At 35.7% G+C, this 22,811-nt stretch carries 19 protein-coding genes and 1 pseudogene; 15 read left to right on the top strand and 5 right to left on the bottom strand.

The features are described 5' to 3' along the window. The first annotated feature begins 47 nt into the window (after positions 1-47). Complete coding sequence (locus V9G42_04795; GenBank protein MEI2758739.1) at positions 48-995, top strand: FkbM family methyltransferase; 948 nt, start codon at positions 48-50, stop codon at positions 993-995. Positions 996-1,121: 126 nt separating this feature from the next. After that, on the top strand, positions 1,122-1,886 hold the full coding sequence (locus tag V9G42_04790) for a T9SS type A sorting domain-containing protein (GenBank protein MEI2758738.1): 765 nt from the start codon (positions 1,122-1,124) through the stop codon (positions 1,884-1,886). 90 nt (positions 1,887-1,976) lie between these two features. Here V9G42_04790 and V9G42_04785 read toward each other — a convergent pair whose 3' ends face one another. Further along, a complete protein-coding gene (locus V9G42_04785) occupies positions 1,977-3,563 on the bottom strand; it encodes a hypothetical protein (protein ID MEI2758737.1) in 1,587 nt (528 codons plus the stop codon). A 120-nt stretch (positions 3,564-3,683) separates the two neighbouring features. On the opposite strand from V9G42_04785, the gene V9G42_04780 reads away from it, so the two are divergent. From V9G42_04780 to V9G42_04750, 7 genes and pseudogenes are all read left to right on the top strand, one after another. Continuing rightward, positions 3,684-4,859: a homogentisate 1,2-dioxygenase gene (locus V9G42_04780; protein MEI2758736.1), complete on the top strand. Its 1,176-nt coding sequence runs from the start codon at positions 3,684-3,686 to the stop codon at positions 4,857-4,859. Between the two features lie 88 nt (positions 4,860-4,947). Next, positions 4,948-6,108: a 4-hydroxyphenylpyruvate dioxygenase gene (hppD, locus tag V9G42_04775; GenBank protein ID MEI2758735.1), complete on the top strand. Its 1,161-nt coding sequence runs from the start codon at positions 4,948-4,950 to the stop codon at positions 6,106-6,108. Between the two features lie 11 nt (positions 6,109-6,119). After that, a pseudogene (paaA, locus tag V9G42_04770) lies at positions 6,120-7,068 on the top strand (1,2-phenylacetyl-CoA epoxidase subunit PaaA). Between the two features lie 11 nt (positions 7,069-7,079). Further along, positions 7,080-7,370: a 1,2-phenylacetyl-CoA epoxidase subunit PaaB gene (paaB, locus tag V9G42_04765; protein ID MEI2758734.1), complete on the top strand. Its 291-nt coding sequence runs from the start codon at positions 7,080-7,082 to the stop codon at positions 7,368-7,370. Positions 7,371-7,372: 2 nt separating this feature from the next. Next, positions 7,373-8,131, top strand: a complete 759-nt coding sequence (gene paaC / locus V9G42_04760; protein MEI2758733.1) for a 1,2-phenylacetyl-CoA epoxidase subunit PaaC — start codon at positions 7,373-7,375, stop codon at positions 8,129-8,131. A gap of 11 nt (positions 8,132-8,142) precedes the next feature. After that, positions 8,143-8,652 (top strand): 1,2-phenylacetyl-CoA epoxidase subunit PaaD, encoded by a 510-nt coding sequence (gene paaD / locus V9G42_04755; GenBank protein MEI2758732.1) that lies wholly within the window; start codon positions 8,143-8,145, stop codon positions 8,650-8,652. Beyond that, positions 8,652-9,110 (top strand): 6-carboxytetrahydropterin synthase, encoded by a 459-nt coding sequence (locus V9G42_04750; GenBank protein MEI2758731.1) that lies wholly within the window; start codon positions 8,652-8,654, stop codon positions 9,108-9,110. Before paaD ends, V9G42_04750 begins: the two co-directional genes overlap by 1 nt. Before the next feature lie 48 nt (positions 9,111-9,158). Here V9G42_04750 and V9G42_04745 read toward each other — a convergent pair whose 3' ends face one another. Both V9G42_04745 and V9G42_04740 read right to left on the bottom strand, forming a co-directional pair. Then, positions 9,159-9,548, bottom strand: coding sequence for a response regulator (locus V9G42_04745; GenBank protein MEI2758730.1), 390 nt, complete (start codon positions 9,546-9,548; stop codon positions 9,159-9,161). Between the two features lie 52 nt (positions 9,549-9,600). Beyond that, complete coding sequence (locus V9G42_04740) at positions 9,601-10,794, bottom strand: glycosyltransferase (GenBank protein MEI2758729.1); 1,194 nt, start codon at positions 10,792-10,794, stop codon at positions 9,601-9,603. A 375-nt stretch (positions 10,795-11,169) separates the two neighbouring features. Between V9G42_04740 and V9G42_04735 the strand changes: the two genes are divergently transcribed. Together V9G42_04735 and V9G42_04730 are read left to right on the top strand one after the other, a co-directional pair. Continuing rightward, the gene (locus tag V9G42_04735) at positions 11,170-12,393 is read left to right on the top strand and encodes a T9SS type A sorting domain-containing protein (GenBank protein ID MEI2758728.1); all 1,224 of its coding nucleotides are present in this window, start codon (positions 11,170-11,172) and stop codon (positions 12,391-12,393) included. Between the two features lie 99 nt (positions 12,394-12,492). Then, positions 12,493-13,365 (top strand): hypothetical protein, encoded by an 873-nt coding sequence (locus tag V9G42_04730; protein ID MEI2758727.1) that lies wholly within the window; start codon positions 12,493-12,495, stop codon positions 13,363-13,365. 6 nt (positions 13,366-13,371) lie between these two features. On the opposite strand, the gene V9G42_04725 is transcribed toward V9G42_04730, so the two are convergent. Then, a complete protein-coding gene (locus V9G42_04725) occupies positions 13,372-14,316 on the bottom strand; it encodes a lysylphosphatidylglycerol synthase domain-containing protein (protein ID MEI2758726.1) in 945 nt (314 codons plus the stop codon). 80 nt (positions 14,317-14,396) lie between these two features. Here V9G42_04725 and ruvC point away from each other — a divergent pair, with 80 nt between their 5' ends. Continuing rightward, the gene (gene ruvC, locus V9G42_04720) at positions 14,397-14,957 is read left to right on the top strand and encodes a crossover junction endodeoxyribonuclease RuvC (protein MEI2758725.1); all 561 of its coding nucleotides are present in this window, start codon (positions 14,397-14,399) and stop codon (positions 14,955-14,957) included. A gap of 20 nt (positions 14,958-14,977) precedes the next feature. Here the strand turns inward: ruvC and V9G42_04715 are convergent, their stop codons facing one another. Continuing rightward, a complete protein-coding gene (locus V9G42_04715; GenBank protein ID MEI2758724.1) occupies positions 14,978-17,404 on the bottom strand; it encodes a thiamine pyrophosphate-dependent enzyme in 2,427 nt (808 codons plus the stop codon). A gap of 231 nt (positions 17,405-17,635) precedes the next feature. Here V9G42_04715 and V9G42_04710 point away from each other — a divergent pair, with 231 nt between their 5' ends. The 3 genes from V9G42_04710 to V9G42_04700 all read left to right on the top strand — a co-directional run bounded on the left by V9G42_04710 (position 17,636) and on the right by V9G42_04700 (position 22,798). After that, positions 17,636-19,027 (top strand): hypothetical protein, encoded by a 1,392-nt coding sequence (locus V9G42_04710; protein MEI2758723.1) that lies wholly within the window; start codon positions 17,636-17,638, stop codon positions 19,025-19,027. A gap of 162 nt (positions 19,028-19,189) precedes the next feature. Next, entirely contained in the window at positions 19,190-19,912 is a 723-nt protein-coding gene (locus V9G42_04705) for a hypothetical protein (protein ID MEI2758722.1), read from the top strand. A 27-nt stretch (positions 19,913-19,939) separates the two neighbouring features. Further along, entirely contained in the window at positions 19,940-22,798 is a 2,859-nt protein-coding gene (locus V9G42_04700; GenBank protein ID MEI2758721.1) for a tetratricopeptide repeat protein, read from the top strand. Positions 22,799-22,811: the final 13 nt, after the last annotated feature.

Below are 22,811 nucleotides of genomic sequence, written 5' to 3'. Positions count from 1 at the left end.
TTCTATGAGACTTCTTTTCTAATTCGAACCATTCCATGGCATGAAATATGCAAACATTGTGTAGTTTCGACACCACAAATAAAGTCAGCAGGCCCACACCAAACAGCATCTACATGGACAATTATCATTTAAAACAATCTGCAAAAACCAGGTTTTTAAATTTTTTCAGAAGTATTTTCACCATACCCGTTTTTGAAAAATTGCTGCTTACCCTAACTCTTAAATGGGACAATAAACTATTGCAAAAAGTAATACCACCAGACTATCTTTTTAAAAAAGGAAGTATTCGTATGGTGGAGCGCAATGGCATAAAATACAAATTAGACATCAGCCATGTTGTTGACCATTTTATCTACTGGGGATTGACAGATGCAGCACATCAATCGGTGCAAAAAGAACTGAAAAATGCACGAGTAATATTTGACGTTGGGGCAAACATAGGCTACACATCATTGTATTATGCATCCATGAATAGTACTGCGCAAATTTTTTCGTTCGAACCACATCCCGATATTTTTATCCGTGCACAGGAAAACATTGCACTTAACACCTTCCAAAATATTAATCTCATAAACCTGGGTCTTGGTGAAAAAAAGGAGGAGTTGAAACTGTATGAAGTCAATGAACACAATCCGGGAATGAACAGAATAATCCGCGAAGAGAAAGCTATTGCTTTTAAAAAAATAAATGTTGATACGCTGGATCAGTTTGTAACAGAAAAAAATATTACGCATCTTGATTTTATTAAAATTGATGTTGAAGGATTTGAATATGCAGTCATCAATGGCGGTAAAGAAGCTATTCAAAAACACAAACCACTCCTTTTTATAGAATTAGACGATAATAATCTGAAAGAAAACAACAGCAGTGCCTTAGCATTAGTCAGCTTATTGTGCTCTTTGGGCTACACCAAATTTTATCGTACCGACAATATGTCTGCCTTGAGTACCAGCACCGACTTTAGCCATTGTCATTATGATATGGTAGCCCGATAGATTGTAAAATACAAACAAACATTTACCCAAACAAAGTGTTAATATGTGCAGCCTTTGAATGATTTAGTCATTTTTTGCGCATTTTATTACTTTTCAATAGCTATATTTGCATAAACATTTAAAAACATGATTAAACGCCTACTCACAATTGCATTTGCCGTAATCACTACTAACGTATTCTCACAGGTATTGGTATCATACGATTTTACCGGATATGATGGGTTGGTAACAAGCATACCTTCCGGTTGGACTATTACAAACAACGATACTTCTGCTATCGGTAAAACTTTTTATACAACAGGCTCATCATGTGCCACCTCCTGTCCATCTTATAAATTTAATATAACAGGTGCCACAATCATTTCACCAACATTCAGCAATGCAACCCACTTAAAGTTTTTTATGAAAGGCAATGGCAGTACACAACCTAATCCTTTTAAAATTTACACTACTGCTGATGGTACTAACTGGAACAATATTCAAACCTACAATCCGGTTCCATTGTCAGGAACATTTTATACACTAAGTCTCAATACAACTGACATTCAGGTAAAGTTTGAATACACTAAAGACTCACTTGGATTTAATGTTGCCTTAGATGACATTACTATTTCAAACGGTCCTGTAGGATTAAATAACATTGAGCAAGGTGCTTTAAATATTTATCCAACAGTTACAACCGGCAGTTTAAACATTGAAAGCAGCAGCGAAAGAAAAGCAATTGAAATTGCTGTAATCAATATGATTGGAAAGGAAGTAAAACGTTTCAACTTTATACAAAGCAACGGCAAAACTATTTTAAATCTATCTGAATTGCCTGATGGTGTTTATGTTTTAAAAATTAACATGAACGGACAGGCAGTAAATAAACGAATTGTTATCAGACGATAATATAGCTTAACCAAGGATAAAAAAGCCATTGTACAAAATGCAATGGCTTTTTTATTTCTGTTTATTGCCGCACATCATTAAAAAATAAAATTACACTGAAACTTTTTCCAAAAACTTCAACAACATGCTCTGATAGTCGTAAGGATTTACAGGTTTGGTTTGCGCCATGGTATAGAGTAAATTTATTGTTTCATCATCTTTAATTTTATATGCTTCGCACAACAATGCCACTTCCAGAAGTGCTTCACTATATTCCGCATCATTGACAACCCTTTGCGATTTTTGCAAAAACAAGCTCATGCACTCCTTCTCTGCATACATTCTATTACCTCTAAATTGTTTTCTAATCATTCGTGATATCAGAGAAGTTACCTCAACAATAGTTTTTTGATTCACTTTTTCTAAGGCAAGTGCAATATTGCTTTCCGTAAATCTTAATAATATTTTTTCCGGTGTTCGATAGTTTTTATCGGTTGTTATTTTCTGAAACTCACGTTCAGCAATTTTCTTAAGCTCTTTGTCAACAGGACAGAAGCCATACTTATAATAAAACCAAAATGCTCCCGAAGCAATACCATCTGGATTATCAAGTCCATACTGATAAGGCTCCACTTCAAAATAATCTATATCGAAAACCTGCCTGTAAACACGCAGCAGCTGACAAAGCACCATGCCCGACTCGCCACCCCGAAACCATTCAAAAATATTGATCCCAAACAATGCGTGTTTACCAAACACCCATCCACCACCATAGGCACAGGGGAATCCGTTTTTAAGCAAAGTATAACCGATATAAGATTCAAACGGTAGTTGCCTTTGCGAAGTCATACCATAAATTGCTACCGAAATGCCACGCTCAAGCTGGTAATAGCGTAAGGTATTTTCATCCATATAGGTAACTGTATCGGTCTCGCGGTTGGTAAGTGCCATTGCATTCTTTATTGTCTTAATCAGTTTAAGTTTGTCTGGCTCGGTTAATTTTATGGCAGCATTAATTTCAGAATCTAAAACAGTTTTATAATCAAACTTTTTTAAAATCTCATCGTGATAGAATGTTTTATTCCTTGTGAAACGATTAAAGGGTAATGAAAAAAATTCGTTTAGTGGTGTTAAGTCACATTGCAAACTCAAACTGTCAAACAAGTAATCTTTTACTTCAGGTTGGTAAATTTTAGAAAATTCATTCACAAGAAAATTGAGAACTTCATGCTGTTTAATCCCAAGTGATTGGAGTAAATCGTCATTACTACGGCCTGCAGTAGTTTCGGATTTCTCTGCCGGGTTTAACGTCAGCTTTAGCAACTCATTTAAATCTACTTCTTTATTTACAAACTGCTGAAATTTTAATTTTAGTTCCTTCTGCTGCAACAGCCATTGAAGAAAATCATGTGTAAACTGCACTGACATAATGGTAAAAGGCAATCCACTGTTCTGTAATTTATGTTTAAATGCAGCCGTTTTGTTTTTAATGGCAGCAGTTAATAGCTTCAACTTCTTTAAAGTAAACGCTTCTTGTTTCACCGACTGCGGATAGGCTAATTGAAACATTAAGGCATGAAACAGTTGTTCCATATCCACAGTGTTTAGCTGCGAAAATTTTCCGTCAGCCAACACTTTAATAATTTTATTAGGCAGTGTTATTAATCTGTATTCCTGATTAGACTCTCTTTTTTTCATATTCAGACAATATTAACAAAACTCAATAAAACCATCTACAAACAAAATATCACCCTACATACTGATAAATATCATATCAATAAACGAGGATTTTCGACCTCTTTGCAGAAATATTTTGCAATGCCACTCTATCAACGACAGGGTAAGACCCCAAATAAAAGACACATAGTTTTCCGTCAAAACAATGGCAGCCTGTATCACGAAGAACTTTTTGGTACAGAAGGATTTTCAGGAATATCGTCCTTAGTATATCACCTTAATCCACCCACCATGGTTAAAGATCATGGCAAGCCGTACAGTGTAAGACCGGAAATAGCTGTTGAAGACAACCTTCAGGCAAGGAGTTTTCTGGGCTTTGAAGTAGCTCCCGAAAACGATTATCTTAAAAGCAGAAAAGTACTCTTTGTAAATGATGCCATGCAGATAGGTTTGGCCTCACCAACAAAAGGTACTAAAGATTATTTTTTTAAAAATGCCGATGCCGATGAGATGTTATTCATCCATCGTGGAAGTGGTGTACTGAAAACCATGTTTGGCTCAATTGATTTTGAATATGGCGATTACCTTATCATTCCCAGAGGTATCATCTATCAAATTAATTTTACCACTGCCGACAATAAGTTGCTTTTCATAGAGTCTCATGCTCCTATAGAAACGCCTGCACGCTATCGCAATCAGTACGGACAGTTTATGGAACATTCTCCCTTCTGTGAGAGAGATTTTAAGCTGCCACATTCATTAGAGACACATGATGAAAGAGGCGAATTTCTGATTAACATCAAGAAACGTGGTTTGATTTATCCATACATCTATGAAACGCATCCTTTCGATGCAGTAGGATTTGACGGATGTTTCTATCCTTATGGTATTTCAATCTTCAACTTTGAACCCATTACAGGACGCATACACATGCCTCCGCCTATACATCAGCAATTTCAGTCGAGCAATTTTGTAGTATGCTCTTTTGTGCCCCGATTATATGATTATCATCCACAGGCAATACCAGCACCCTACCATCACAGCAATATGGATAGCGATGAACTGCTTTATTATGTTGATGGTGATTTTATGAGTAGAAACAATATTAAACAAGGTCAAATAACATTGCATCCGGGTGGTCTATCACATGGTCCGCATCCGGGCGCCATTGAACGCAGCATAGGTAAAAAAGAAACCAATGAATTGGCAGTAATGATTGATCCGTTTAATCCGGTAAAAATCACGAAGGCAGCAACAGAAATTGAAATTGAAGAATATTATCAGTCGTGGCGCATGCACGAATCTGAAGCAATATAAAGAAGCAACATACCCCTACTCCTGCTCTCTCATTTTTCACCTCCACCAAGGAGAGCAGAGTTTCGGGGGTATTTAAATCAAACAACCAATGGCAACGAACGATTTAACAGCAGTAAAAAATTTCAACTACTCCGAAACAACAAAAATTTTTTCGCAGGCACAGGATTTCCTTCCACTGTTGGGAACAGACTATGTAGAGTTTTATGTAGGCAATGCAAAACAGGCAGCACATTATTATAAAACTGCTTTCGGCTTTCAAGACCTTGCCTATGCAGGTTTAGAAACAGGTGTCCGTAACAGCGCATCGTATGCTCTGCAACAGGGAAAAATAAAATTAGTTTTAACTACACCTCTCAATTCGCAAAGTCCGGTTGCCGAACACATAAAAAAACACGGTGACGGTATTAAAGTAATTGCACTATGGGTAAACGATGCTTATGATGCATTTGAACAAACAGTGAAACGTGGCGCTAAACCCTATCTGCAACCGGAAACCATCAAAGATAAAGACGGAGAAGTACGCAGGTCGGGCATTCACACCTATGGTGATACGGTACACCTGTTTATTGAACGCAAAAATTATAACGGTGTTTTTTTACCGGGCTTCGAAAAATATCAGTCTGAGTACAATCCTGCACCCACAGGGTTAAAATATATTGATCACATGGTTGGCAATGTTGAGTTGGGCAGAATGAATGATTGGAGTAAATTTTATGCTGAAGTAATGGGATTCTATAACCTGATTACGTTTGATGACAAAGATATTTCTACGGAATATACTGCATTGATGAGTAAGGTAATGACAAATGGTAATGGATACATTAAATTTCCGATTAATGAACCTGCCATGGGTAAAAAGAAATCGCAGATAGAAGAGTATCTGGATTTTTATGAAGGTGCAGGATGCCAGCATATTGCTGTAGCTACTGACGACATTGTGCATACTATATCAGAAATGCGAAAACGCGGTGTTGAGTTTTTATATGTACCCGGAAGCTATTATGATACAGTAAAAGAACGTGTTGGAATTATTGAAGAAGATTTGGAAGAGTTAAAAAAATGGGGTATCATGGTTGATCGTGATGAAGAAGGTTATTTGTTGCAGATATTCACCAAACCGGTTGAAGACAGACCAACATTATTCTATGAAATTATACAACGTAAAGGAGCCAAATCTTTTGGTAAAGGAAATTTTAAAGCCTTGTTTGAAAGCATAGAGGCCGAACAGGCAAGAAGAGGAACATTATAATTTAAAAAATTATGACAGAAGAAGAAAAAGAAAAACAGTTTCAGCTAAGAATTGATGCAGGTGAAAAAATAGAACCTCGTGATTGGATGCCTGAAGCATATAAACAAACTCTATTCAGACAAATATCGCAACATGCACACTCGGAAATTATAGGTATGCAACCCGAGGGAAACTGGTTGTTGCGAGCACCATCATTACGTGCAAAAAAAATTCTGCTGGCAAAAATCCAGGATGAGGCCGGGCACGGACTTTATCTCTATTCTGCTGCCGAAACATTTGGTATTGACAGAACAGAGATGATAGCTATGCTTGCATTCCGGAAAAGCAAAATATTCAAGCATTTTTAATTACCCAACATTAAACTGGGCTGACATGGGTGCAATTGGCTGGCTTGTTGATGGAGCAGCAATTGTAAATCAAACCATGTTGGCGAAATGCAGCTACGGGCCCTATTCGCGTGCAATGATCCGCATCTGTAAAGAGGAAGGGTTTCATCAGCGTCAGGGTTATGAAATAATGGCAAAGATGATGAATGGAACTGCGGCACAACGCAACATGGCACAAGACTCCTTGAACCGTTGGTGGGAACCATCACTGATGATGTTTGGTCCGCATGACTCTGAATCTACGCATTCAAAAGATTCAATGAAATGGAAAATAAAAGTTGAAAGTAATGACACCCTGCGTCAGCGATTTATTGACCGAACTGTTGAACAGGCACATCATATCGGACTTACCATACCTGATAAGAACTTAAAGTACAACAAAGAAACCATGCATTGGGAAATAAGCCCCATCAACTGGGATGAATTCTGGAGTGTGGTAAAGGGTAATGGCCCTTGCAATTTTCAGCGAATGAGCCATCATATACAATTTCATAACGAAGGAAAATGGGTTCGTGACTGTGCAAACGCATTTGAAAAAAACAGAGAGAAAGAAAATTCGTCCATATCAAATTAAAAAATCAGAGAATGAAAAACGACAATCAGTTTCCTCAATGGGAAGTATTTATACAGACAAAAAACGGTGGACCTTTTGAACATCAGGGAAGCCTGCATGCTGCAGATAAAAAAATGGCACTTCAGAATGCAAGAGATTTATATACACGCAGAAGCGAAGGACGCAGCATTTGGGTAGTTCCTACTGAAAGTATCGCTGCAACTACTGCTGATGATGCTGCTGATTTTTTTGATCCGGCAAACGATAAAATTTATCGCACACCCAACTTTTATAAAATGCCGCAAGGGACAAAAAATCTGTAAGAATGAAAACAAAAGAAGCATTATATAACTATTGCCTGCGATTGGCAGACAGCAACATGATACATGGCCAGCGTTTGGCTGAATGGTGCAGCAGAGGTCCTTTTCTGGAAGAAGACATTGCTTTATCTAATATGGCATTGGATATGATTGGCCAGGCTGAAATGATTTATGAATATGCATCATCATTATCAGCAGATGATTTTAGTGCTGACGAACTGGCCTTCAAACGCAGTGAAAGAGAATACTACAATTGTTTGTTGGTGGAACAGCAAAATGGTGACTTTGCCCAAACTATGATGAAGGTGTTTCTGTACTCAGCCTTTGCAAAGCAACTGTACGAATCCCTGCTGAACAGCAATGACGAAACGCTTTCCGGCTTTGCCGCTAAAGCAATTAAAGAAGTAAAATATCATTTGCGACATAGCAGCGAATGGCTCATCAGATTTGGTAATGGAACTGATGAAAGCAAAAAGCGTGTGCAACAGGCTGTCACAAACTTATGGCGTTTTACACAAGATATGTTTGTAATGAATGATACCGACACTGCTTTAGTTGATAACGGCATTAGCTTTACTACGGACACGCTATTAGCGAAGTGGCAGTTAAATGTAAATGAAATATTTGCCGCAGCGAACATTAACATTCCCGAAACGAACAACACCATTACCGGTGGTTACAATGGTATTCATACAGAGCATTTAGGTATCATGCTTTGCGAAATGCAATTTTTGCAGAGAGCCTATCCTGATGCTAAATGGTAGAATAAACAGTCATGTCATCAGTAAAAAATACTGAAAGCAGCAATGCAACAGAATCATTAATCTGGGCTTTGCTGCATACCGTTCCTGATCCGGATATTCCTGTCATCAGCATTATTGATTTAGGTATTGTACGCAATGTTGAATGGAAAAACGAAAAAGCTATTATTACAATTACGCCAAGTTATTCGGGCTGTCCGGCCATGTCTGTTTTTACAGAAGACATCAAACAGGTATTAAATGGTGCAGGTTTTCAATCAGAAATAAAAACCGTACTATCTCCCGCATGGACTACAGCATGGATAAGCAAAGAAGGGCTTGAAAAAATGAAAGCTCACGGCATAGCACCCCCTGAAGATGAAACCGGAATGGATAGTATATTTGCAGCACAGAAACCGGTTACCTGTCCTCGTTGCAATAGTAAAGAAACCAAAATTCTGAATCGTTTTGGCTCTACACCTTGTAAGGCACTGTGGTATTGCAATGAATGCAGTCAGCCGTTTGAGTATTTTAAATGCCATTAATGATGAATGAAACAGTTCGGGTAACAAAAATTTTTGTGTTTGACATGGCTCATGCCTTGTTCGGTTATGACGGTCCATGTAAAAATATTCACGGTCACACCTACAAATTGTCAGTAACCTTAATGGGTACACCCATCATTGACAACAGCAGTCCCAAAGCAGGAATGGTTATTGATTTTTCTGCATTGAAAGAAATTGTACACGAAAAAATTATCCGGAAATTTGATCACGCCTTAGTCCTCAATAACAATTCGCCACATAAGCTGCTTGATACTGTGCTTACACAGCAGTTTGAAAAAATAATTTATTTAGATGTGCAACCAACCTGTGAAAATCTGTTGTTGCATTTTAAGAACCAACTTGCTTCCTATTTTACGGATAAAATAAAATTGGTTTATTTAAAACTGGAGGAAACCCCAACTTCTTATTCGGAGTGGTGTATTGACGATAACCGATAGGTGAGCTATATTCAAAAAATAACTATATCAATTTTTTACAAAATGGATTTATGTTACAGTAATACCGCTTAATATTTTTTCAATTTTACCAAATGCCTCATTGTCTTTAATGACATAATACTCTGCGCCCTTTTGTAAAGTTTGCATAGCCACACCATAGCGTTCTTGTCCTGAAAGAAAAATTACGTGAATATTTGGATTGTACTTCTTAATCGCTTTCAAAATTTCCATACCATTAGATGCATCCGGATTTTTTGAATTCAGATAATAATCAAGAATAATAACATCTGGATTTTCTGCAACATGCTTCAAACAATCTTCGCCTGTGCTGAAAGTTAAAACCGTGTGTGATGAATGCTGACCTATTCTGTCACGAAGCATTTCCAACATCAGATTATCATCATCAACAATAAATATTTTTAATGGTGTTGTTATCATTTTTTTAGTGTCAAATGGGATACAAACCTACAATAATTTTTATAATATCTTATTATGCCTTCTGCGTCCTGCTTGTAGGTTGCCAAACGCCACTTTTTACACCTTTAATATATCTAAACATCCCCTTGAGCATTGCAGCGTTCATGGCTAAAAAATGCGTATTAAGCCTGAGTAATCCTACATGTATTTGAAACAAATTGAGTAACCTGTCTGCAAGAAACAACAGAAAACTTAGAGATATTGCTTCAAAAACGCCCAAACACAAAACCGGATTTATACCAACTGACAACCACCAGGCTGTAAAAGCTGAGAAATATAAAATCAACATTAGAACAGGTCCAATCCATCTTAAAACTTTATGAGACATAAAACAAAAACCAATGCCCCTGCCTTTAAAAATCATCTTACTAAACTTTGCCAGATTTTGAAAATTTCCGGTAGCTATACGCACCTTTCTCCTGAACTCTATCCAAAGATTATGCGATGCCTCCTCATAAACAATAGCCTCTAACGAACTTACACTATGATAACCCTGCTCCAGCACTCTCATGCAGACATAAAAGTCATCAACCAGAAAATTTGCCGGAATATCACTGAATAAATTTTTCCTTACTGCATAACATCCTCCAAAAGGGCCCATCATACTTCCCCATACTTCGCCTTCTGCAAACTTAGTCAACACTTCAGTTTGTATATACTTTTTTTCCTGCACAGAAATTCCGCTTTGCAGCATACCAACATTTACCATATTGCTGTCAACCAAACCCACCTTTTCATTTTCGAACCGCTGTACCAAAGCACTAATGGTATTCATTTCAAACATCACATTGGCATCAGTAATAATCAACAACTCTCCACTACATTGCTTTACCAGTTGATTGATGATTCCGGGTTTGCCGGTGCGACTCTCAAATCTTATAAGCGATATTTGATGATACTTTTCCGACAACTTTTTTACTACTGAATCTGTGCCATCATCAGAATTGTCAGACCCAACAAAAATCTCCAGTTTATCAGCCGGATAATCGTTTTGCATGACACTTTCCAATTTTTCAGCAATCACCTTTTCTTCGTTATGTGCTGCTACTAAAATACTCACAACAGGCCTGATAGGAATGTTGTTATCGCTTGCTTTGGCTCTGAGTTTTAAAATAAGTAACAAACGCATGAGCAATGGGAAAATAACATACGTATGTAATAGACCCATCAATGAGACCCAAAACAGGATGACAACAATCAATTTCATTATAGTTGCAAAGGTCATCATTTCCGTGATATAATAAACAGATTTATTACTTAGGACTTGTTACCATACCATAGAAACGAATCAGTCAAATGGTTTTGATAATAATTTATTATTTTTGAAACCAAAAGCGGTGCGGTAACCTTCAACGCCATAGTTCTAGTAGCTGAATTCAACCTACAGGCCATTTTACACATTTATAAAAAATTGTTCCTTCAGAAGTAAATTCTCTTATCTTGATTTTACATTTGCTCGCTTTGATGAAGCACCATCTATAAAAAAAATTATACGCATTAAGTACAATGTCTGCTAAATGCACTTTAACTAGTTTTTGATTTAATGCGTACTATTTAAAAAATAACATTTTAAAAAATTAACATGAAAACACCTACACTCATCATTTCCCTTATAGTGAGCACACTGGCAACAGCTACCCATGCACAATCAGGATGCACCGATCCGCTAGCCAACAACTACAATGCTGCAGCAACCATTAATGATGGTAGTTGTCATTATAATTCTGTGTCCATTAGTCCGAGTACAACTTTTACACTTCCACCACAGCTAAGTGAAACCTCCGGGCTTTTATGGTGGAACAATGAACTATGGACAAACAATGATGATACAGACACCCACCTACATGCCATTGACACCAGCAACGGCAGTCTGTTGCAAGACTATGATGTAAAATGGGCTGTCAATAATGATTGGGAAGACCTAGATGCTGATACTGCCTACTTGTATATAGGCGATTTTGGCAATAATGTAGCAGGGAATAGAACTAACTTAAAAATAATAAGAGTAGAAAAAGCTTCTTTGATTGCCGGAAATCCAATCATAGACAGTATTATGTTCTCTTATCCGGATCAAACAAATTTTTCTTCTGCAGGAGCCAACAACACCAACTTTGACTGTGAAGCAATGGTACTCACTACTGACAGTATTTATCTTTTTACCAAACAGTGGGTTTCACAAAAAACAACCTTGTATGCATTATCCAAAACTCCGGGAACCTACGTTGCCGACTCAATAACCACTTATAATGTACAAGGTTTAATAACCGGAGCTGTAACATTACAACAAAAACAGTTAACCGTACTTTGTGGTTACACCAACTTAGTGCAACCATTCCTATATCTATTATACGATTATCAGGATAATGCCTTCTTTAATGGTAATAAGAGAAAAATAAATATCTCCTTACCTTTTCATCAGATTGAGGGAATAGCTAGTGAAAATGGACTCGACTATTTCTTAACCAATGAAAGCTTAGTTCAGGGGCCAATTTCGATTGCGCCAAAACTGAACAAATTCAGTTTATATTCTTATCTTGGTAATTACCTGAATTCAACTACTGGCATTCAACAACAAAAGCCATCACAATTCAATGTGTATCCTAATCCATTTACAGACGTCTTGCATATTCAGTCTGCTAACACTTCCATAAAATATTTTATAGCAGATGTAGCCGGAAGGATAGTTTCAAAAGGTTCCTTCTCTTCAATTTCAGGGTCACTATCAACTTCGGATTTATCTAAAGGTGTTTATTTTTTGACTACATCTGATCCAAACATACAGCCTGTAAAACTGATAAAGGAATAAATTGCATTTTAGCATCAAGTAATACATAAAGTCAAGTTATTATTTTATTCGGTTTGCATGTATAAAAAGCTGACTTTTGCACCCGTAAATTTTTATTGAATGCGGTTTTATTTTACTTTTCTTTTAATCATAATATTTCCATCATACATTTATAGTCAGGAAAGGCGTGGGCCTTTTGTTAAGACAGATCTTTTTACACTTGAACGCGACAGGGTAATTGATGGCGGAATTTTCACCTATAGAATTGCCGTAGATGCAGATGAGATAATTGCCTTCAACTCCTGTAATCAGCCGTATGTCTTTTTAATTAACAATCAGGGAACCATACTTGATGAAATTAAACTTCCCTATGAAGGTTGTCTGCGCAATATGGAGTTTGATGAGTTTGACAATCTGATGATGATGGATAACGAAGAAACTCGTATATTTAAATATGTCCGAAAGACAAAAAAAATGGAAATCATTCCTTATAACAAACCTGAAGACTGGTATAAAAGCCTGAATCACTTTTATCGTTTTTTTGAAATAGCTTCTATCCCTACATACTATAACAACCCCGACTATTATCAGGATTTTTATAAAACAAGGTTTCATTACTCTTACAACCTGTGGTTAAACTATCAGGATGGTTACATCTATCAGTTTGCCTATAACTTTATCAAGAAGGTTGGCAACAGAAAGACCTATCTTGCATTAAAACGCAGCGATCTTTGGTTCAGCGACAGACTAACAAATAAATGCAAGCCTCTTTTAGTTGATCTGGAAAAAGAAACCGCTGTGTATTTTGATCGTTCGCTGACATTATACTTTGAAGATTTTAAAAACCACACGCTTCAAACATGGCCATTGGCTGAAGGTCATGACGAAGCCGTTCAGTTAGATTATGCAACCAATATCAAACAAAAAAAAGTTTGGGGTGTAAGTACTTTTGGTAATAAACAACTTACAATTTCTGTTTGGGAAATTAAATAGTGTGTGTTACTCTTTTCGAAAATTAAAATAAAAAATCATCAGAGAACCTATTGCTGCCGGCACTGCCAGATTGATGAGCCACAGCGCAAATGATGCCATAAGAACAGCCTGATCATCATGAATAAAAGGCGCTGCAACCATCAACGCTACAGAACCTCTTATGGCAAACTCTGTCAGTGCAAGAGTGGGAACCAAAGCCTGAATAAAAAAGATCAGTGCTATAATGACAAACATTGTTGGCACTACAGGAATGCCGGAAACCAGAAATAATAATATATACTGAAAAGCAAAAACAGAATAACGTAACAAGGATAGAAAAAGAATCTGCATCATTTCTTTGTAAGAATAATTTTCAAGATGCACAACATATTCAGGAAATCTCTTTCGTATATAATTCAGCAAGGGCATTTTGAAAACAATTCTTATATAAGGAAAAGAAACAAAAAGCATCAAGGCGAAAACCATTGAGGCTACACGTACTGCTACGATTAAATTTTCATTCCAACTGACATAATGTTGTAATGACAAAGCCAATGCAGCAAGCCCACAGCATAATGTAACAATTAGCTGACTGATATTTCCAGCGAAAGTTGAAAGCAAAGATGCTATACGCACAGATGATGGCAAAAAAAGCATTCTGCCTGCATAGTCACCTACACGATTAGGCGTAAAAAAGCTTACCGTTGCTCCTGCAAAAACAGCACTTAGACTCCGAATAAAACTTAGTTTGGTGAGTTTACCAATTAAAACCTTCCACTTTATTGCTTCAATACTCCAATTCAACACCATCAATATAACAACAGATATGAGTATGGGATAAGCACCTTCAGTATTCAGTCGTGTATTCACAAAACTAAAAAACGACACCTCACTTTCACGGTGAACAACTTTATGAACAATAAACCAAAGAGAAAACAATGCAATTGCTGCTTTCAGCAAAAGCTTTAGCACACTTTTAATTTTTATTTTTGAACCTTCCAAACAATTGCAGATTATAGTGCAAGTTTAAAAAATATGCAGTAACAACATTCATGTCAGAAAGCGAAAAAATAATTTTAGGAATAGACCCGGGTACCAATGTGATGGGATATGGAGTACTTCTTGTCTCCGGAACAGAAATGAAATTAGAGACAGCAGGCATTATTCATCTCGAAAAATTTGACAATCATCCACTGAAGTTGAAACATATTTTTGAGAAAACCCTACGACTCATTGAAAGTTATTTGCCTGATGAAATGGCTATTGAAGCACCTTTTTTTGGTAAGAATGTTCAATCTATGCTAAAGTTAGGGAGGGCGCAGGGAGTTGCACTTGCTGCTGCACTATTCAAAAACATTCCTGTATTTGAGTACAGTCCCAAAAAAATTAAACAATCTGTCACCGGCAATGGCAGTGCCACTAAGGAACAAGTGGCAGCAATGCTTCAACAGTTGTTGCACTTTGAAGAAATGCCAAAATATCTTGATGCAACTGATGGGCTGGCTGCTGCAGTATGTCATCACTTTCAGAAAAATACCGGACAAAAACAATTTCCAGGAAGCAAAGGTTGGCAAAAATTTATTTCAGATAATCCGGATAAATTAATCGGGTAGTGCAATCAAATTTATTCTCCTTATCTGAAAAGTGGATATGCCAGTGGATTTACAGAATGCATTAAATCATATACAGTATTAAACACATCCTCTGCATTAGGCTTCGAAAAATAATCTCCATCACTTCCATATGCAGGACGATGTTCTTTTGCCGTTAGGGTTACAGGAGGTACTTCAAGAAACTCAAATGCTTTTTGATTTTCAATAACCTGCTGCATCATATATGCCGTTGCACCACCAGGCACATCTTCATCAAAGAAAACAACTTTATTTGTTTTTTGAATAGATTCGGCAATGATATGATGAATATCAAAAGGTATGAGTGACTGTACATCTATCAACTCCACACTAATGCCACATTGCTGCAATTGTTTCATTGCATCCTGTGCAACTCTAACACATGATCCGTAGGTTACCAGAGTTACATCATTGCCTTCGTCAAGAATTTCAGGTACACCTACAGGAATAGTAAAATCACCTAAGTTTTCCGGAAGTTTTTCTTTAAGCCTGTAGCCATTCAACGGTTCTATCACTAATGCAGGATCATCACATTGCAACAACAGGTTATAAAATCCAGCTGCCTGTGTCATGTTGCGGGGAACAAGTACAAGCATGCCACGTAAGGCGCCAAGAATAAATTGCATGGGTGAACCTGAATGCCAGATACCTTCCAGCCTGTGTCCACGAGTGCTGACAATGAGTGGCGCCTTCTGTCCTGCCTTGGTGCGATAACGAAGACAGGCTAAATCATCTGATAAAATTTGTATTGCATAAGCCAGATAATCGAGATATTGAATTTCTGCAAATGGTCGTAAGCCGCGCAATGCCATTCCTATTCCCTGACCGGCAATTGTTGCTTCACGGATACCTACATCAAAAACCCGGTGTTCGCCATATTTTGCCTGCATACCAGCAAAAGTTTGATTAACACCACCAATTGTTCCAACATCTTCTCCAAAGGCGATGTATTCGGGATAGCGACTAAAAAGAATATCATGATTTGCAAGAAGCACTTCACGACCATCAACCATGTTTGCCTCTAAAGCATAAACAGGTTTAACTTCGCCAATGCCCAATGCGCTTCCTTTACCTTCAGTATAAAGTTGAGAACTGTAACGATCAAAATTCAATTGATGCCATTGGCGGTACCATTGCTTCAAATTTTCCTGCTCAGCACTAAAATCACCACGTAGTGTAAACAAAACTTGCTGAACAAAAACCGCAATATCTCTTCTTTCACAATTGTTGGTACTCTTAATCTCTTCAACTGCCTTGTTGAGAAAAACACCATTGGAGCTTTTACTTATTGCAGCTTCTGCCAGTGATAGTGCTTGTAGTCTTTCAGTATTAATTTCAGCAGTAAAGCTATCCCATGCCTGCTTCTTACCATCATTAACAAACTTTTTAGCTTCTGCATCAATAGCATCTAGCTCTTGCTCTGTTGCAATAGCAGATTGCAACATAAACTCACGCATTTTTCTGAGGCAATCAAATTCTTCTTCCCACATCAAACGCTCCTTTGATTTGTAACGTTCATGCGATCCTGATGTTGAGTGACCTTGAGGCTGTGTCATCTGTTGAATATGCACCATCACAGGAACATGCTCTGTACGTGCAATTTTTGCAGCTTGTTCATAAGCATCACATAACTCTGCATAATCCCATCCTTTAGCTCTGATTATTTCATAACCGGGTTTTTCCTGAGTTCGTTCAAAACCTTGTAATGCTTCACTGATACTTTGTTTTGTTGTCTGATATTTATTAGGAACTGAAATACCATAACCATCATCCCAAATGCTGATTACCAATGGCACCTGCAATACACCTGCTGCATTGATTGTTTCAAAAAACAAACCTTCTGAAGTACTGGCATCACCAATTGTTCCGAAAGCAACCTCATTGCCATTAACAGAAAAGTTTTTAAAATAATCAGACTTGAGTTCGGGATTATTGCGATAAAATTTTGAGGCTAAAGCCAGCCCCAGCAACCGTGGCATCTGACCTGCTGTTGGTGATATGTCGGCAGAAGAATTTTTTGATTGTGTTTGATTTTTCCAACTGCCATCATCATTCAGCAATCGAGTAGCGTAGTGCCCATTCATGGCGCGACCGGCTGTTGCAGGTTCTGCTTCAATAGAAGGGTGTGCATATAGCTGAGCAAAAAACTCCTGAACTGTGAGTAAGCCCGCTGCCATCATGAAAGTCTGATCGCGATAGTAACCGGAACGGAAATCTCCATTTTGAAAAACCTTGGCCATAGCTATTTGTGCAATCTCTTTTCCATCACCAAAAATGCCAAATTTGGCTTTTCCTGTAAGCACCTCCCTTCGGCCCAGCAAGCTTGTTTCGCGGCTGATGCGACCTACTTTGTAATCACTTATTACTGTCTGCCTGAAATCTTCAAACGAAAGCTCTTTGTTTTGCATTATTGGGGTTTGGTCTGACATAATTCCGCTAATTAATAGTTACAAAGGTAACGAATGTGTCAAAACTCCGACAAAGGTGCGCATTCTATTGATTTATAGTGTTTTTGCAAATACCTATAGAACTTTTGATTTCTATTATTTTCATTAATTATTATTTCTGCCATTAATATAACCTGATTTTATTAACAAATATTTGTTTGTAAATTAGGAAACCAATTGTTAAACTTGCAGTCAACAATCAACCAAAAAAATATGAAAAGAATAATTACCTTAACTTTTCTTTTGCTTTTCAGCAAAGTGATTTTCGCTCAAACAAATTATGAATATTGTGATTATGATCGATATTCAACTGAAAAACTCACTGACGATAATAGTACTTATAGACAATATAATTCATGTTTAGATAGCATATGTGATGCCCTAAACAAACACGACTTGCAAAAAGCATTAAAGTTTATGGAACAAGCAGTTGCTCTTCAACCGGAAAGGGTTTTTATTTCAGAGGAATATGAAGGTCTAAAATATGTTATTGAAACAAAAAAGAATGAAGCCACTATAACTCAGACTACACCAGAGGTTGAAAAAGAACCTGAATCTGTAGAAAAAGAAGTATCTCAGAATGTTCCGGAACCGGTAAAAAGTAATGTAATATCAAATGAAAATACTGACAATGATATTTCTTTAATTAATAAAGAAACTCCTAAAGACAACCAAAAGAATAAGAACAAAGAAAAGGAAGTATTAATAAAAAGTTCAGAATCAGAAACAACTTTAAAATCTAACCCCTCGAATTCAGATAATGATAGTCAGAATAAAGATTCTGTTAGAACCGAAAACACCCATACAGAAAAAAGCTATGATAACCCAACAACAACTGAAGAAAAAACTGAATCCATAATAGAAGCACCTTCAGAAAATAATATATCTGAAAATGAAAAGAAAGAAACACAATCACTTAATAATAGCACTTCTACTATTAAAAATGAAAACACAATATCCGAAACAACAACTGAACAAACATCAATAGAAAAAGAAGTACAACCAACAACAAACAATTCGACTGATAATGCTAACTCTACAGAAAGTAACGTCATAAAAGAAACCTCAACCACCATCATACCCAATTCCGGTACTAAAACATTTAATGAACAAGAACTTGACAACTTTAAAAACAAAGGATTGCTTAAAATAAAACAATTAGAGAGTTATATTCAACAAATTTCTAATAATAAGACCGATGCTTTTACAGTCAATCAACTAATTGAAAGTACCTTAAACCTATTTCAAGACCCAGATACCCGTTTTGTAGAAGTTTCGACAAAGAATTCTGAGATTAAGAAACGTAAAAAAATAATTAACTATCTTAAAAGCTTAAATGCATTGCAATATGATGATGTAAGAATTGAATGGGCAGAAATAAACTATACATCAGATTTTTATCAAGCTCCTGATACTACTTATAGAGCTACAGTTGTTCTATCTCAGATTTTTGAAGGTTATAAGGATGGTCGTCCAATTTATAAAGACATCACAACAAAAAGAGCGGAAATAATTCTGAAGAAATATGAAAAGACTATTAATGGAAATTCTGAAGAAAATTGGGATGTGTTTTTAGGTGATATCAGCGTTGAGCACACAGAATAACCTATGAAGGAAAGATATAGACTATTATTTGTATGCTTTTTACTTGTGTTCAATAAAACCAATGCTCAAACTTTTAAAAATCAATCACTATTAAATGAATCATTTGCCTATAAAGTTCATACATTAGATATGTTTTTCGACAGATTTAATTACACAAAAAAAATGGCAGTTCTTAATTATATTCAAAACCAAAAACCAGATATACAATTAACAAGAGATGTACTTATACGTAGTTTATTTAACTTTGAAATTTTTAAAGAGCCTAAGGATATTTCAACATCTTTTTTATTTGTTAAAAGTTGTATTGATTCTATCCACCCACTATATTTAAGCTATTTTGATGACAACTGGTATGCAAAACTTTATTGTAAAGTTCTCTATAAAAAGAAAATCTCAACTATTGAATTAACTCTAAAGGTTGAACGTACACAACAAAATGCATTTAAATGGTCAATAATTGCTGCTGAAGGAGGTATTTTAAAATCAAGTTTTGTAAACGACAGTATTGCTGTCATTAATGATAGTTTGTTTATTAAAAACCACAGAGGAACAAAATTTTTCTCTCCAGTAAGTCATGCTTTACAATTTTCAGAACTTTTTAAGTTTTTTGAAAACCGAAACAGTGCTCTTGATTATGTAACTACCAAACCTATTCCGTTTGAGCTAAAAAAACTGCTCATCTTAATAAACAACAAACAAATTAAATTTATTAATCTCGACAAAATTAATTATCACCTACTTCAACTCCCCGGATGGGCACTTGAAATAAAATACTATAACCGCACATCAAAAAATTCGGGATGGCTAATTTCCAGATTACAAACTGCCACAAGTGAATCAAAAAAAAAATATAAACATCAAATTCTTAATATGCTGAATCTGTAATTATTTAAAACTCAAACAAAACCTTTAATGAAGCAGAAATATTTTTTACAATTTTTACTCGTTTTAGTTTTTTCGGGAACTATTCTTCCTCTGCTTACTTATTCCCAAAACACAAACACCGTTAATAAAGATATTATAACTACAAGAGATACCCTTGAGTTTAGCTATCAAATAAAAAATTTTTTAATTCCAAAATTTGAAAACCTAATTAACTTATTATCCAATGAATCTACAGAAGCAAACCTTTGTGAAAGGATTCTTGGAAATATTTCGAATGAAGCTAAATTAAAGTATCCAAACCGTCTTTTTTACAATGAAAACTCTCTAATAGAAAACGACCTTTTTATTGGGGCAGACACCACTTTTCCCACTCAAGATTTATTTGTGGGAGATTACTTAAGACTTGTTAACACTCAATTACAAAAAGCTAAAGAAGATGAAACCAGTGTTTCAATTACTATCAAGAATATTTCTTCTTTAAAGAGAAGAAGCTTTTATTACTACAAAGTTTATACAGAACTAAAGTACAACACTGCCTTAAAGAATAGTTCCTTTATTCAACCAACAGAAAGGGTATTTGAGGTAATTGTTAACAGAGATTCAACATGGCAACTCCAGATTCAAACTATTCGTTTTGCACGAGTAACCGATCATGACACTTTGAATGACTTTAAACAAATTGTTCAAGTTGAAATTGATGCTAATAAAATTATTAATGAATTACTTTCTGAAAATGAAAAACAAAAAATAGCTGAACAAAAAGTTTTAACCCGTTTTGTACAAGAAGGCGATGATGCAATGAGTGCCGGTGATTATGAAAAGGCTCGTGACAAGTACAGAGAAGCCTATATTATTAATTCAAGTGACAAACAGCTAAAAAACAAACTTGAACACTCAAGAAAAGAAATCGAAAAAAAACTTAAGGAAGAGGCTTATCAAAAATATCTGTCAAAAAAAATTAAAGCTGATAAGGAGCAAATTCAAACCTATCTTGACAATTGCAAGTTTCAAAAAGCAAAAATACTATGTGATTCACTAGTTATTGACTACAAAGTAAAAGATACGACTGTTACCAATCTGCAAAATGATTTAAGTGGGCTAAGTTCTGCTATTGCATCTTTTGAGGCAACCTATAACTTAAAATCAACAAAAGAAGTTGAGTCGCTTTTAAATAATGAGGTAAAAAAAGAATATGCTACTAAAAATAAATTATACAAATCTGATTTATATTATCAATTTGCTAAAGCAATTTATGTTATAAACCCGGATGAAACAAAACAAATCTTAAAATCACTAAATGAAAGCGTTCAGTTAAGTTCGGATAAACATTTAGATGCTTTAGAGTTAAGAGCATTCATCTTATTCAATATTGGTGACTTTATTCGTGCTTTAAGTGATGCTACCAAACTAATTGAGTACACTCCAAGAGAAGCATATTATTATATTTTTAGGGCAAAATTTTATACTCAGCAAAAGTATTTTGACAAGGCCATACAAGATTATGCAAAAGCAATTGAATTCCATACATCAGACACAACAGTGTATTATGCAAAAGCAGAATTGGAATTTAACAATGCCCTTTATTCAAATTGTGAGCTAACCTGTACTGCTGGTATACAAGCTACCAAATGTTATGGCCTATTACTCTTCTTACGAACTAAATGCAGAATAGAACAAAATAAATTTATTGAAGCGGGAAAAGACTTCCGAGAAGCTGTAAAGTGTGGAATTACCATAGATAATCACACATATATTTCACATGTAATAGATAGCTTTCTTGCAAGAGGCGACCAATTTAAAAACAAAGAATTCCTGAAAGATGCTTTAATTGAATACTCAAAGACTATTGATTTAGATAGCACACTTTTAGGTTTATTAAAACGCGGACAAACATATCTAAAAATGAAAAATTACGACCTGGCATTAAGTGACTTAAATACTCTTGACCGGAAAAATAAAAATATTCAAGAAACCTATATAACAAGAGGTCAAGTTTATTTTGAAAAAGAGCTTTATTATGAAGCCATGAAAGATTTTGAAAAAGAGTTAACCCTCAATCCTCAAAATGCAACAGCACATTACTATATAGGCTTATCAAAAATGAGACAAAATAAATTCAAAGATGCAGCAACTAGTTTTGAACGTTCTAATGCAATAGCCGAATCCGATTCTGCTTTATTTAACCGTGCTTGGGCTGAATTTGGTAGCAAAAATTATGCTCAGGCAATTATATATGGCGAAAAAGCGATTGATCTATCAAAACAGAAACGTTGGGAAAGTTATTATGTAGTTGCAAGAGCTCAGTATGAAATGTCCAATTACAAGGCTGCAGCTGATAATTTTGATAATGCATTAAAAATTAATTCTAATAATAAAGAAGTTATTTATTGGTCGGCTAACAATGCCGAGAAAGGCAAGAAATATCTTAAAGCTATTGATGAGTATTCAAAACTTTTTAACACCCCAACATATAGAGATACCTGCACTTTTAGAGTATCAATTTGCCTGATAAGAACAGAAGACAATGCTAATATTGCAAATGCAGAAAATAAACTTAAAATTTTTGAAAATGCGAGTGAAACAAGTTATAGTATTCCATCCAATTTATGGCTTGCATATATTGCGGTTTACAGAAAACAATATGCTTTATGTGAAACCTATTTAAAAAAAGGAATTGGTGATGACAATAATATAGGGCTGTATTATTTGGTTTATTCTTGCTATGATGCACAACAAAATAAAGAAAAAGAAGCACTTGAGCATCTTGAAAAGTGCCTGTCATCAAAACAGATTGAAAACACTGTGATTGAAAATGAAAAAATGTTATCCCCAATAAGCAGAAAAAAAATAAGACTGTTAATAAAAAAATATTTTCCTGATAATTAAAAATTCCCATTAC

The organism is Bacteroidia bacterium (genome assembly GCA_037045145.1).
In the GTDB taxonomy this organism is placed as follows: domain Bacteria; phylum Bacteroidota; class Bacteroidia; order AKYH767-A; family OLB10; genus OLB10.
The sequence above is the reverse complement of the archived record's forward strand: the minus strand, read 5'-3'. Positions and strand labels throughout refer to the sequence as shown.